We start from the raw sequence: 13,475 nt of genomic DNA on the forward strand, positions 1-13,475 counted from the left end.
GGTCTCGCGCAATGCAGTCGCTCTCGGAGAATTTGAACCACACGGGCCGCGAACGGCGAATATGTTGGGGTTACGATTGGTTGGAGATTCGCAGTGGACGCGGCGCCGTGTGTTATTAGACAGACGAACCCGAGCGTGTAATACTTTCGTTCCGCGGCGATAGAATCCGTCTCCATCGGGATTATTACCGTCCGACCCATCGGCTGTGGAGGGTTACGATGGAGATTCGCACAGGACTCTCGTATGGAGACGTATTGCTGGTTCCCCAGCGCTCACCGGTCGATAGCCGAAGCGATGTGGACCTCTCAACGAACGTGACGCCGGGCCTTTCCCTCGAGACGCCCCTCGTCAGCGCAGCGATGGACACCGTCACCGAGGCGGAGCTCGCGGCGACGCTCTCGGACCTCGGCGGACTCGGCGTCGTCCACCGATTCCTCGATGTGGACGAACAGGCCGAACAGGTCCGACGGGTCGCCGAATCGGGCGGTACCGTCTCGGGCGCGGTCGGCATCAACGAAGACTACCTCGACCGGACCGAGGCACTCCTCGAAGCCGGTGCCGACGCGATTGTGATGGACATCGCCCACGGACACATGGAGCGCTGTCTGGACGCCGTTGCCCGGATTCGCGACGAGTTCGACCCCGAAATCGTCGCGGGTAACGTCGTCACCCCGGACGCGGTCGAAGACCTCTGGGAGGTCGGCGCGGGTTGCGTGAAGGTCGGTGTCGGCCCCGGGTCGCACTGCACGACGCGCGAGGTTGCCGGCGCGGGCTACCCGCAACTGACTGCCGTCTCGGAGTGCGCAGACCGGGCGCACGAACTCGGTATTCACATCATGGCCGACGGTGGTATCCGAACCTCGGGTGACGCCGCGAAGGCGCTCATGGCCGGTGCGGACACCGTAATGATGGGAAGCTTCTTCGCCGGGACGGACGAGTCACCGGGTCGCGTCGTCGAAGTCGACGGCGACCAGTACAAACGCTCGCGCGGCATGGCATCGACGGAGGCTGCGGACGACCGCGGCGACAAAGAAAGCGATGTCGCAACCGGCGAGGGCGTCGAAGCTCTCACGCCCTACAAAGGTTCGGTCGAACCGCTCGTCGAGGAGTTCCTCGGCGGCGTTCGCTCCGGAATCAGCTACTGCGGCGGCCACACGATTTCCGCCGCGCGCGACAACGCGACGTTCGTCCGCGTCGCGGCGAGCGCCAAAGAACGAGAAGGTGCCCACGGCGTCGTCTTCGCCGAGGGAACTGTGGACGCGGACGACGAAGCCGAACGCGAGATGCAGGTCCCGCTGGCTAACTGACGACTCCGGTCGTCGGTTTCGGTCGGCGTTTTGAGGGATTTCGAGCGACGGTGTTGGTTCCGGTTAGTAATACTGTGTTTCCCGGAACCCGGCTTATATCGCGTTAGCAATCGCTGTGTTGAGTGTACTTGACGCTACTGGGTATTTCCTAGTGGGGGCGCTCTCGCTGCTGTTCCTGTCGATAGTGGTTCTTTTGTAACGACGACTAACGTCACTGTCCGTGACCTTGGTCTCGCTTCAACCCAACTAGGGTTCGTCTGTAACCCGGCCGTGATTGGCACGACGTGCCACGTGTTCGCGACGCTTCAACCCAACTAGGGTTCGTCTGTAACCTGAGCGGCGGTCTCAAGAGGCGACTCGACGATGTCGCTTCAACCCAATTAGGGTTCGTCTGTAACTGCATGGACGATCTCGTTCACGTCCTCCGGCAGTCGGCTTCAACCCAATTAGGGTTCGTCTGTAACCAGGCGTTCTTGCGCGCCTGCCACCTTCTCGGCGGGATGCTTCAACCCAATTAGGGTTCGTCTGTAACGATATTCGTGGACGTTCGGAGCGGCGGAATAAAGAAGCTTCAACCCAATTAGGGTTCGTCTGTAACACTCCAACGAGTTCATTAATCCCGATGGGGAGCAGGCTTCAACCCAATTAGGGTTCGTCTGTAACGGGGGTGTTCCAAAATGAGCTGGCACCCGGTTCGGGCTTCAACCCAATTAGGGTTCGTCTGTAACACCGACGTAACACTCTCGGTTGATGGGGGAGACCTGCTTCAACCCAATTAGGGTTCGTCTGTAACATTCTCAGGGGGCGTGCCGAGGCGTCCCTCGGTTCCGGCTTCAACCCAATTAGGGTTCGTCTGTAACAGTTGAGACCGTCGCGCCCGGATTCCCATGTGACTGCTTCAACCCAATTAGGGTTCGTCTGTAACCATGCCCAATTCAGGGGCATACAGCCCCCTACACACTGCTCCCACTCAACAGTTTCCGTCGACCTCCAATAACCCCCGAACCCCCGGGGGGTCGACGGAAGCGAAAGCGAGCTTCCAACTCGAACGGTCTTCTCTGACCAATTGAGTTGGTTATTCTTTCATTTGAGTACTACTTGGCTGGTGTTCATTCAAGGATTGAGTATTGGAATCACATTCTGGATATCATTTGATTTGTTGCTCTATGTGGTTTCTCTGGCCATGTTTGGCTCCCGATCTACTGATACAATTTCATACAACACGCTAGTAAGAGTTAAGAGAATGCGAATAGTTGTCACTGGTGCGTAGCTGAGTCACGCCCCAAACTTGTGCAAGAGGGCAGGGCGTGACAAATAAGCCACTGCCAAGTGTAGGGCAGCAACCATAGCCGGATTTGCTGTCTACGCATCTATGGCTTTTGGTTAGCTACGCATGGACCACCATGAAACGAACAAACGGCTCTCAGCCTAAACCCGGAGTAGAGATCGACCCAACACTAAATTGGCTCCGCTTCGGTCACACGAGAGCCCGGATCAAAGAGAACCGGCGTTCCGAATAGGGACCCAAAATAAGAACCATGCAATATATTTCGCACGGACGCATTAGGACACGATGCCTTAGATGGAAGTCCAAACTACAGCAGACTGGTAGACAGGTTGAAGAATACACCACGCTAGGTGGCTTAATTCTAAGGTACGTTACAGCTGAACCACCGCTGGTTCATCCCATTTTCAGACACGTTAGAATTTATATACTCCTACAGAGAACAGTCACAACACATGATAGCATGTATCACAATCGGGGTGAGGTATCAGGATGCGCTTGATGGTCCATTTAGAAGCTCAGCGTGACGCAACCTACCAGACTGCGTATCATCACAAACTTCGGGGGCGGGTGTGGCGGGCGCTCGAAGGGTCGAAATTCGACAGTGAGCACGACAATGGGCATCCACTCGGACTTGCGTTCAGCAATATCTTCCCGTGGGGTAAAATTCAGGAAGGAGACCGACGCTCCTTGTTATTCGCGTCTCCGCGGGAAGACTTGCTCGCGACCATTGCGCGGGGCCTGCAACGAAACCGCGATTTCAACGTCGGCGAAATGTCGTTCGAGGTTGACGACCTGTCACAACTCACCGTCGATGTCGGTGAGCCAGGAACCCGCGGCGTCATCGAGACGGCAACTGGCGTCGTCGTTCGTTTGACCCCCGAGCACCGTGAGCAATACGGCATCGAAGCTGAGCACGACGCACCAACGTACTGGCGGCCTGAACACACTATCAAACCGTTTAAAGACGCGATTCGGGCGAACTTACAGCACAAACACGACCGGTTCGCTCACGAATATCAGGATGGGCCAACCGATGTTGACGGCGAACTCTTCGAGGGCTACGACCTCCTGAAGACGTATGCGCTTCCTGTAACGGTTACAACGGGAACCACGCTTGATGTCGTGCTAAGCAAGTGGCGTTTCGATTACCGCGTTCGAAACGATGCTCACCGCCATCACCTTAACCTCGCACTCGATGCGGGTATCGGCGGTCGAAATGGATTGGGCTTCGGATTCTCGAATATCGTCGAGAAAACCAAACCGGGTGAAAGCGAACTGGAGAGAGCAGATGCTTTCGCCTGAGGAGTTCAGACGGACGTATCCTGAAGCAACACTCCTTGAAGAGCTTCCTGACCGCCCAATCGCTTCGCTTCGGGATATCCAGTACCTCTACGGTACGCTTTACACGCTCGCAACTACCGGCGGTGGCACATACGCACCATATCTCACGCCAGATGCTGCGGGCGACCTTGTCGATGAACCGGACAGCCTCATCGTGGTTCGAGTGGATATCTCCGGGGACGTGCCAGTGCTGGCATCGGATAGTCAAGGTCCGGTCTGGGTTACGAAGTACACGGAAGAACTGATCCCGAAGGTTGCGCACTGTAAGTATCCCGCTGCCCGCGGTATCGACCACAGCGTAACGCACCAGGCTGGGAAGAACAGCGACCCGGACAAACTCGCCCGCTACGCGAAAGAACGGCTTTCCAAATGGGCAGCCGACTCGGTCGTACAATCCACCGCGGAAGACCACGAAGACGGCTGGATTATCGACGCTCTCGCCGAGTTGGGCGAGAATGAGGATACGATTGAAACGCTCGAACGCGAGGTTCGGTCAAACCTCAGCGGTTCGACGACAGCACTTCTCACAGTCCAAGTAAAGCTCGACGCGGACGGTCCGTATCTGTGGCCCGGAGACCTTGATGTCGCAATGGCCGCGATGCGAAGTCGAAAACTGTCGAAACTCATCTCGAAAGGCAAAGCGTCGAACTCGGCCGGAGAGGCAACTGACCTTATCACGGGTGCACGAACACGAACTGTCGGGACTGCGCAGGACCCACTGAACTATTTCCTCGGCAAGCAGCTGGAGAAGTTCCCGGGGTTCGACCCCGACCAAGCATGGCGAACACACCCGATTTCCGAGGATGCCGCAATCACGCTCATGAACGCAGAAACGTTCATCGATGCATGCTCCTATCGGACGTTCGGTGCTCGCGTTTACTATCTGCCGTACTTTTTCGGAAAGCCGAGTGTCGAAGATACGTATCTCCTCTACGGAATACTGTACGATACGGTTATGCAGGACGCCGAAGAACGGGGGTTGACACCCATCGAAACAGTGTACCAGCGCCGGGAGGACGACGCTATAGACGACAACAAACTACGGTTCTACGTCTCGGCCGTCATGCCGCATCAGATGTCGCGGTTCGACGTCTTCGGCGAGACAATGAATGGACGCATCCAGTATCCTGCTTCGCTCGCCGCTGCCCACCGAGACGCGCTTCGGACTGCTGCATTCAAGAATGACGGCGAACGAACCGCGGCACTCCCAAGGGACGAGAACTGGCCGCTTCTTTCGGACGGTGGCCTCCTCGGTCTCGTTGCTTCTGGATCGTATTTCTACCAAACGTTCTCTACTGGCGACGACGACACGGACGCGAGCGCGGACGACCCGCGCATACAGGCACTCGTTTCGGTTCTCAGCGGAGATTCGATACCGGTCTCAACACTGCTCGAATCGTACGTTGATCGAATCATCGATGAATCCGGTGACGATGAATACGGCTTCCCATTTTTCAGAGTCGCCAGCCAGTATGCGCAACTGTGCGCGCTCGCAACCGCCGAACATGACTTCTTAGAGGCAGCGGGGAAGCAGCGACCGATTAGCGAACCACCATCCTACGAATCACGAACCATGCCAAAGATTGAGGAACCCATCACAGACGGCGGCTTCGCCGGTGCGGAGAAACTCGAATCGTTCATCGAAGACACGCCAGCGCTTGCGACGAACGACGAGCGATGTGCGTCCTTCCTGCTTGGCGCACTCGTCGGTGCCGTCGGGAGCTATCAGGAGTACAAGCACGACCGCTCAACGACACTCGTCGACCAATTTCCGGTCCAAGCAGTCACTCGAAACCGAATCAAGAAGGTCACCGAATCCGCGATTGAAAAAACCATCACGTACACACGGCAGGAAAAGAAGGGTAACGCGAGTTACCCCGGTACGAAATTCGACTACATTGTCGACCGTCTCCGGGAGACCGTCATTCAGCCCGACCCGGACGACTGGGAAATCGACACAGCCGATCTTCGATTCTACTACGCGCTTGGTCTCACCTACGGAATGAACGACCGGCCGCTTGGCTCAAGCATCGAGTCTGAACAACCGAACCCCACCGCAAATTAAACCCATGACTGTACATACAGACCCCGTCGAAAACCGCTCAGAAATCGTGTTCCTGTACGATGCCGTTGACGCGAACCCGAACGGCAACCCACTCAGTGGCGCGAACCGGCCGCGCATCGACCCACAGACACAACAGGCAATCGTCACTGACGTTCGTCTGAAGCGATACCTCCGTGACCAACTGGATGCAGACGGGCACGGAGTCTACATTAGGAACGTCCAGGAAGAAGGTGAACAGTACACGCGTGAAAAGCTGCTGGAGGACCGCCTAAAGGAGGTCGACCCCGACGAATACGACGATGACGGTGAACTCGCTGGTGTCGTCTTCCAGGCGTTCCTTGAGGAGAGTACCGACGTTCGGTATTTCGGTGCGACGATGAGTGTTGATCTGGACGGTAAGTACGGCTCACTCCCGGATCATTTCACCGGCCCGGTGCAGTTCTCGCCCGGAAAGTCGATGCACGCCGTGAACGAGAACGAGGAGTACGACAGCCTCACAAGTGTTATCGCGACACAAACAGGGAAAGAACAGGGCGGGTTTGGATTGGACGACCACCGGATTCAGTACGGCCTCATCCGATTCCACGGGCTTGTTGACGAGCACGCTGCTGAAGACACGGCTCTCACAGCTGAGGACGTTGAACGATTAGATACGCTCTGTTGGCGTGCAATAAAGAACCAGACCATCAGTCGGAGTAAAATTGGCCAAGAGCCACGGTTCTACCTTCGAGTCGAGTACGCGACCGAGAGTTTCCACCTAGGCGGTCTCGACAAAGACCTTGAACTTGACCGAACAGATGGACGAACCAAATCCGACGACGAACTCCGGAACGTCCGCGATCTCACACTCTCAGTTGACTCACTGGTTGACCGTCTCGAAAGGAGTACAAATCGAATCGAGCGCGTACACGTGACTGCGAGTGATGTACTTTCAGTCTCACATGGCGACGAGGTGGGTGGGCCGGAAGTCCTCTACGAAGCGCTCGAAGACAGGCTCGGTACAGACGCAGTTCACGTCATCGACGTATATGACGAGCACGTAGAGACGCTTCCCAACTAACTGTGACCCAACAGACACTCACCGAGTGGAACGACACCCAAAACGAGAGTGGAACTGCCGGACCACCACGGTGTCTCTCACTCACGGTTCGCGGTCCATGGGGTCACTTCCGCCGCGTCGAGGGGAATATCGTCAAACAGACGTACCGAATCATCCCACGGACGACGGTTGCTGGATTGCTTGCGGCGGTACTCGGAATCGAGAGAGACGGGTATTACGAGCTGTTTGCCCGCGGACGGTCAGCAATCGCGATAGAACCTGTTGCACCGCTTCGGACGGTGAATATGCCCGTAAACACGCTCTCAACTGCGGACGAGTCGATGAAGTCGCTGAATCCCCGGGGAAAAATAAGCATCAAGCTTCCAGACCCGACGAAGCCGCGTCAACAGCACAACTACGAGGTGCTCGTTGACCCGGCGTACCGTCTCTATGTCTGGATGAGTGATTCCCATTGGTTCGAGACGCTCCACGAGACGCTCGACGAAGGCAAATCACACTACGTTCCGAGTCTTGGTCTTTCTGAGTACCTCGCAGAGATCACGTACCACGGACGCTTCGAGGTTGAGTCTGGACCGACTGACACTGCGGTGGCAGTCGACTCTGCCGTCCCGAACGCGGTCGATCATGTCGTTCCAGACGCTGAATCCCGGTGTCAAATCGAAGAGTCGCCCGCGTTCATGACAGTTGACGGAGGCGGACGAACAACGACTGACTTCACCAGCTACACGTACAATCCAGACGCAGGACCGGTTCGGGTACGAAATCCGGACACGGCTATCGTCGACGGAAACACGGTGATGTTCGTTTGAGATGACCGCTGAATACGAACGCCGCTACTCACACCCTGCTGAGGACGGTAGACCTGCTGTACTCCTCTTCGAACACCTCCGAGATGTCCGAGACCGTGTCGATATGGTCATCCCTGAGGGGGCGACGACACCAGAAGGAAAGCCACTTTGTGGTGTCATTCGGCGTCTCGCACTTGTCCACGACTTCGGGAAGGCAACGACATTTTTTCAGCAGTATATCGGTGCACAACTAGGGCAGCCGACGCATGACAAGTTACGGTATCACGCTCCGCTTGGCTCATTAGCTGCATACTATGTTCTCCGTGAAACGGGGCACTCGACAGCGACCTGTCTCGCAGGTTTCGTCGCCGTTGCAAAACACCACGGGCGACTCCCGAATGTCGTTGAATACGTGTTCAAACGGATGGCAAGTCCTGACCCGGAAAAGTGGATGGCGGATAAGAAGCAGGTCGAGAACATCCATAAGAACGCGCCGAGGCTTGCAACAGCAATATTCGAGGAAGCAACCGGGGACGATGACGCGTGGCTGGATTTTGCACAGTCCTGTGTCAACGACGAATCGCTGTTCACCGAAATTGCTGATCACGTCACGAGAAACGGTGAGCGTCCGATAACTGAACCAACGTTCCTCACTGACGAATTCTACGGCTTGATGTTGGAGTGTTGGGGGACACTAGTTCTCGCTGATAAGACGAGTGCCGCTGGTGCACCCCAAGCAAGCTCCGTCTACGACGCCACGAACCCGAGGACAGCCGACCTAACGCAGTATATCGACAACCTTGGGGATGGAAACACCGACCCGGACGGCTCTCGGACCGAGCAGCTCAACTATTACCGCTCACGCGCTCGCCAAGATGTACTTGACTCAGTCACGGAGTTTGTCGAGAGTGAATCGGACGTTGCGACGATTACGTTGCCGACCGGAATGGGAAAGACTCTCACCGGTCTGAATGCCGCACTAGAAATCCGCGACCAGACGGGTGGCGACCGCATTGTCTACGCGTTGCCGTTTACGAGTATTATCGATCAGGTCGGTGCAGAAGTACAGGACATCTTTGATACGGATGGGTCCGATGGAATCGTTGCTCTTCACCATCACCTTTCTGACACCCGCTTTGGGTACAGTGACGGAGACGACGATGCATCTGACCTGAACGACGACATTGCAGGGATGCTTGGGGAGAGTTGGCGGGCAGGACTCACAGTAACTACATTCGTCCAACTGTTCGAGAGTTTGGCTGGACCGCGGAATACGCAGTCGATGAAGATTCCGGCACTTCGTGGGAATGTCATCGTCCTCGATGAACCTCAGTCACTGCCCCTTGACTGGTGGAAGCTCGTTCCTCGGCTTGTAGACGTTCTTACTGAACAGTACGGAGCAACTGTCATCTCGATGACGGCGACGCAACCCGAGCTATTCCCTGCTCCGATGTCGCTTGTTTCAGATGCCGAACGGTATTTCACGGTCGCAGAACGCGTCCAGTACCATCTCCATGACTCCGTCGAACGGTTCCTTCGTGGTGAAGAGCAGCCGCTCGAATACAATGATGCCGCAAACGAACTCGTCGAAGTGGCCCAATCCGGTGATTCACTCCTCGCAATCTGCAATACGATTGATAGCGCCCGGGTACTGGCTAACGCTGTAACTGAACGAATTCAGGCAGTTAACCTCGCAGAACAGTATTTTGAGTCACTCAGGAATGGGTCTTCGGACCCAGTTGCGGAGACTGTTCAACTGGTCCGCCAATCGTCTAAACAAGCGTTCGTACATCTCTCGACGCGACTGAGACCGACCGATAGGCTCGCACTGATACGAATTATCAAGCAGCTCCGTGCTTCTGGATCTCCGGTCATTGCAGTTACGACACAGCTCGTCGAAGCAGGTGTTGACATCAGCTTCGAGAACGTCTATCGAGACCTTGCGCCGGTTGATAGTATCGTTCAGGCGGCCGGTCGTTGTAATCGTTCTTTCGAGCGTGAACTCGGTGCTGTTACGGTTTGGTGGCTCACACAGCCAGCAGAACAAAGGCACACACCCGCAGTTGCGGTCTACGATACTCAAGGACCTTCGCTTACTCCTGTAACTGCCTCCGCACTCGATAGCGTTCGAGATGGTCAGACGAAACTAGCTGGCCAATCAGTTGCCCGTGCAGCGGTGCAAGAATATTACGGAACACTTCATAAAGAGAAGAATGTCGGGAGAGAGGAATACCACGAGTACGTCGATGACGCCGATGCAGAGTCACTGGGCCGTCTCTCACTGATAACACAGACGAAAACCGTCGATGTTCTTATCTGTGTCACCGAAGCAGATCAGACACTTGTAGAGTCTCTGGAGGGTGCCTACGAGAACTACGATTTTCAGGAGGTCAAGCGACTCCTCAACGCGACCAAGCCGCTTCGGGTCTCCATCCCAATATACCGCGATGACTCACCAGAGGCTAATGTAGTCACCGAGTTACGGCCTCTTGCGGGACGTAAGGATGAGAGTTCGATTCGCGTACTCGATGCGGGAACGCGAGACTTTGAAAAATACTTCGACCACACCACGGGATTCGTCGTAGCAGATTCTACAGTTGAGGACCGATTCCTATGACCGACGTCGATCCAGTTCAACGACTCCTGCGAACTGCGAGAGATGACGCGCGAGACGAATCGTTTCGGGTAACCGGCGTCATGATGCAGTATTACGTCGTCTGTAAGCGCGAACTCTGGTTTCACAGCCGTCATATCGAGATTGACCGCGGGAACTCCGCTATTGTCCGAGGAACCCATATCGACGAAACCGCGTATAGCGACAAACGGCGACATGTCTCGATTGACAGTACAATTGCGATTGACGTATTGGATGATGGTCGTGTGATGGAGGTCAAACCTTCCTCGGCACTCGTCGAACCTGCGAAACTCCAGTTACTCTACTACTTATGGTATCTGAAGCACGTTGTTGGTGTCGAGAAATCTGGCGTACTTGCACACCCGACAGAGCGCAAGCGAGAAGACGTAGAATTGACTGATGAGACCGAACAGAAGGTCGAAGACGCGATTCGTGGTGTACACGAAATCATCGCGAGGGGGTCGCCACCACCGGCATCAAAGAAACCAGTCTGCGACTCGTGTGCGTATCATGACTTCTGCTGGAGTTGCTAGCATGGACCGAAACTACCACATATTCAGCGATGGGTGCCTCGAACGACACAACGATACTGTCCGTCTCGTGACGCTCGATGACGAAAAGAAGTACCTCCCAATCGAGAAGGCGGAAGCTATCTACTTACACGGCCAGATCGATTACAATACGCGGCTTATCTCGTTTCTCAATAAACACGGGACCGCGCTCCACATCTTCGGTTGGAAGGACTACTACGCTGGTTCGGTTATGCCGAAGCGAGGTCAAACATCGGGTCGAACGCTTGTCGAACAAGTACGGGCGTACGATTCTCCTGCACAGCGAACCGATATCGCCCGTAAATTTGTCGACGGCAGTATCCACAACATGCGAGCGAACGTCTCATATTACAACTCGCGTGGGCACGATTTTGATTCGGAGTTAGCATCGCTTGATGCTGCTGGTGCTCGTCTCACCGAGACAACAGCCGTCGAAGAGATTATGGGTGTCGAAGCAACTGCTCGGCGTGCATACTATTCGACGTTCGATAGTATCCTCCCGGATGGATTCGTCTTCAACGGACGGCGGTATAATCCACCGACCAACGAGGTTAACAGTCTCATTTCGTTCGGGAACTCACTCGTCTATGCAAACGTTGTCTCCGGCATTCGTGCGACTGCCCTTGACCCGGCAGTGAGCTTTCTTCACGAACCTGGCGAACGCCGGTATTCGCTCGCACTCGACATTGCGGACCTGTTCAAGCCGCTGCTCGCAGACCGAGTCACCTTCCGACTGCTCAATCGACAGCAACTCACACCGGCCGATTTTGAGACGGACCTCAACTCCTGTTTGCTGACCGAACACGGTCGCAAAACCTTCTCAAAAGCCTTCGAGGAGACGCTCGAACAGACCGTGGAGCATCCCCGACTGAATCGGAAGGTGAGCTATCAGTATCTCCTCAGAATTGAAGCGTACAAACTGAAAAAGCACCTCCTTACGGGAGAGGAATATGTACCCTTCAAGCGGTGGTGGTAACCCGTGGTGTACATTATCGTCGTGTACGACATGCGGGCCGACCGAACGCGATTGATGCTCAACTTCCTCAGAAAATACCTCACGCACGTACAGAACTCCGTCTTCGAGGGCGAGGTCACGGAGGGTGATCTGGAAACGATTCGGAACCATACGCAAACGTTACTGAACCCGGACGAATCGACGATTATCTACCGAATCGGGTCTGAGAAATACGTCGACCGAACTGTTATCGGAGAGGACCCAACTGACGAGTCACGGTTTCTGTAGCAGTCGACCCCCCGGGGGGTAGAGGGGTATTGGAGGTCGACGGAAACACTTGAGTGGGAACCGTCCGTAGAGCACTTGTGGCGCTTAAATCGGCCATGGTTACAGACGAACCCTAGTTGGGTTGAAGCATCCGGTCCCAGTAGAGCGCGTAGACGCCGAGGGCGTTACAGACGAACCCTAGTTGGGTTGAAGCCTTTGTCGGCGAGGACGAGCGCGCCGGCTTCGAGCGTGTTACAGACGAACCCTAGTTGGGTTGAAGCGAGCTTGTCGAAGACGATTGGGTCGCTCACACTCCGTTACAGACGAACCCTAGTTGGGTTGAAGCCGACAATATTCGACCAATTGGACATATGCATCCTGTTACAGACGAACCCTAGTTGGGTTGAAGCGCCCGTTTAACTAATAATGTCATGGTTCGGAAAGCGGGTTACAGACGAACCCTAGTTGGGTTGAAGCTCGACACGACAACACGACTCGATTCGCCGTACGACGGTTACAGACGAACCCTAGTTGGGTTGAAGCTACACCGGACCCGAACTCGACGTGCACGTGAAGCCCGTTACAGACGAACCCTAGTTGGGTTGAAGCTCTACCAACTGGTTGGGTGCTGCTCGGATATCTCTCGTTACAGACGAACCCTAGTTGGGTTGAAGCGACCGGGACCCGTGATGCTCGACAAGGTTGTAGTGTTACAGACGAACCCTAGTTGGGTTGAAGCACGCTCGGTCCCGGCGAGACGGCGACGTTCGCGCCGGTTACAGACGAACCCTAGTTGGGTTGAAGCTAAACGCATCTAATGAGTTATCAGACTCGTGGACTGGTTACAGACGAACCCTAGTTGGGTTGAAGCACCTCATAGCGCGGGTCCGCCCGTCTGGGTTGGCGTCTGGTTACAGACGAACCCTAGTTGGGTTGAAGCCTTGACAACGGCTTTGACGGTCGGACAATGACCTATCCGTTACAGACGAACCCTAGTTGGGTTGAAGCTGTCGTGACTGCGCCCACGTCATCACTATCGGTGATTGTTACAGACGAACCCTAGTTGGGTTGAAGCCTCAAGAGGTGGCTCTAATGGGAATCAAGCAGTTGTTACAGACGAACCCTAGTTGGGTTGAAGCAGCGTCGACGACGTGCTCGACCGACTGGAGTCTGACCCGTTACAGACGAACCCTAGTTGGGTTGAAGCCGCGCACGGCA

The 13,475-nt window shown here is 55.4% G+C and carries 9 protein-coding genes and 2 CRISPR repeat arrays (1 of these 11 running past the window's edge); all 9 genes read left to right on the forward strand.

All coding sequences use genetic code 11. From position 1 onward, the window contains the following. Nucleotides 1-218: 218 nt before the first annotated feature. The 9 genes from HFX_RS18220 (at nucleotide 219) to cas2 (ending at nucleotide 12,278) form a co-directional block, all read left to right on the forward strand. Entirely contained in the window at nucleotides 219-1,307 is a 1,089-nt protein-coding gene (locus HFX_RS18220; protein WP_014732816.1) for a guanosine monophosphate reductase, read from the forward strand. Between the two features lie 234 nt (nucleotides 1,308-1,541). Next, nucleotides 1,542-2,232: direct repeats of the CRISPR family, unit length 30 nt; unit sequence GCTTCAACCCAATTAGGGTTCGTCTGTAAC. A gap of 852 nt (nucleotides 2,233-3,084) precedes the next feature. After that, nucleotides 3,085-3,897, forward strand: coding sequence for a CRISPR-associated endoribonuclease Cas6 (gene cas6 / locus HFX_RS18225; RefSeq protein WP_014732817.1), 813 nt, complete (start codon nucleotides 3,085-3,087; stop codon nucleotides 3,895-3,897). Further along, on the forward strand, nucleotides 3,884-6,001 hold the full coding sequence (cas8b, locus tag HFX_RS18230) for a type I-B CRISPR-associated protein Cas8b/Csh1 (protein ID WP_004060812.1): 2,118 nt from the start codon (nucleotides 3,884-3,886) through the stop codon (nucleotides 5,999-6,001). The genes cas6 and cas8b overlap by 14 nt, the downstream gene beginning before the upstream one ends. Before the next feature lie 4 nt (nucleotides 6,002-6,005). Continuing rightward, nucleotides 6,006-7,061, forward strand: coding sequence for a type I-B CRISPR-associated protein Cas7/Csh2 (gene cas7b, locus HFX_RS18235; RefSeq protein WP_004060811.1), 1,056 nt, complete (start codon nucleotides 6,006-6,008; stop codon nucleotides 7,059-7,061). A 2-nt stretch (nucleotides 7,062-7,063) separates the two neighbouring features. Next, complete coding sequence (cas5b, locus tag HFX_RS18240; protein WP_004060810.1) at nucleotides 7,064-7,870, forward strand: type I-B CRISPR-associated protein Cas5b; 807 nt, start codon at nucleotides 7,064-7,066, stop codon at nucleotides 7,868-7,870. A 1-nt stretch (nucleotide 7,871) separates the two neighbouring features. Beyond that, nucleotides 7,872-10,466 carry a CRISPR-associated endonuclease Cas3'' gene (locus tag HFX_RS18245; RefSeq protein WP_004060809.1) on the forward strand — a complete coding sequence of 865 codons (2,595 nt, stop codon included), beginning with the start codon at nucleotides 7,872-7,874 and terminating at the stop codon, nucleotides 10,464-10,466. Beyond that, complete coding sequence (cas4, locus tag HFX_RS18250) at nucleotides 10,463-11,017, forward strand: CRISPR-associated protein Cas4 (RefSeq protein WP_004060808.1); 555 nt, start codon at nucleotides 10,463-10,465, stop codon at nucleotides 11,015-11,017. The genes HFX_RS18245 and cas4 overlap by 4 nt, the downstream gene beginning before the upstream one ends. 1 nt (nucleotide 11,018) lies before the next feature. After that, nucleotides 11,019-12,011: a type I-B CRISPR-associated endonuclease Cas1b gene (gene cas1b / locus HFX_RS18255; protein ID WP_004060807.1), complete on the forward strand. Its 993-nt coding sequence runs from the start codon at nucleotides 11,019-11,021 to the stop codon at nucleotides 12,009-12,011. 3 nt (nucleotides 12,012-12,014) lie between these two features. Then, a complete protein-coding gene (gene cas2, locus HFX_RS18260) occupies nucleotides 12,015-12,278 on the forward strand; it encodes a CRISPR-associated endonuclease Cas2 (protein WP_004060806.1) in 264 nt (87 codons plus the stop codon). Between the two features lie 98 nt (nucleotides 12,279-12,376). Further along, nucleotides 12,377-13,475: direct repeats of the CRISPR family, unit length 30 nt; unit sequence GTTACAGACGAACCCTAGTTGGGTTGAAGC; it runs 381 nt beyond the window's last position.

The sequence above is a fragment of the Haloferax mediterranei ATCC 33500 genome (assembly GCF_000306765.2).
GTDB classification, from domain to species: Archaea; Halobacteriota; Halobacteria; order Halobacteriales; family Haloferacaceae; genus Haloferax; species Haloferax mediterranei.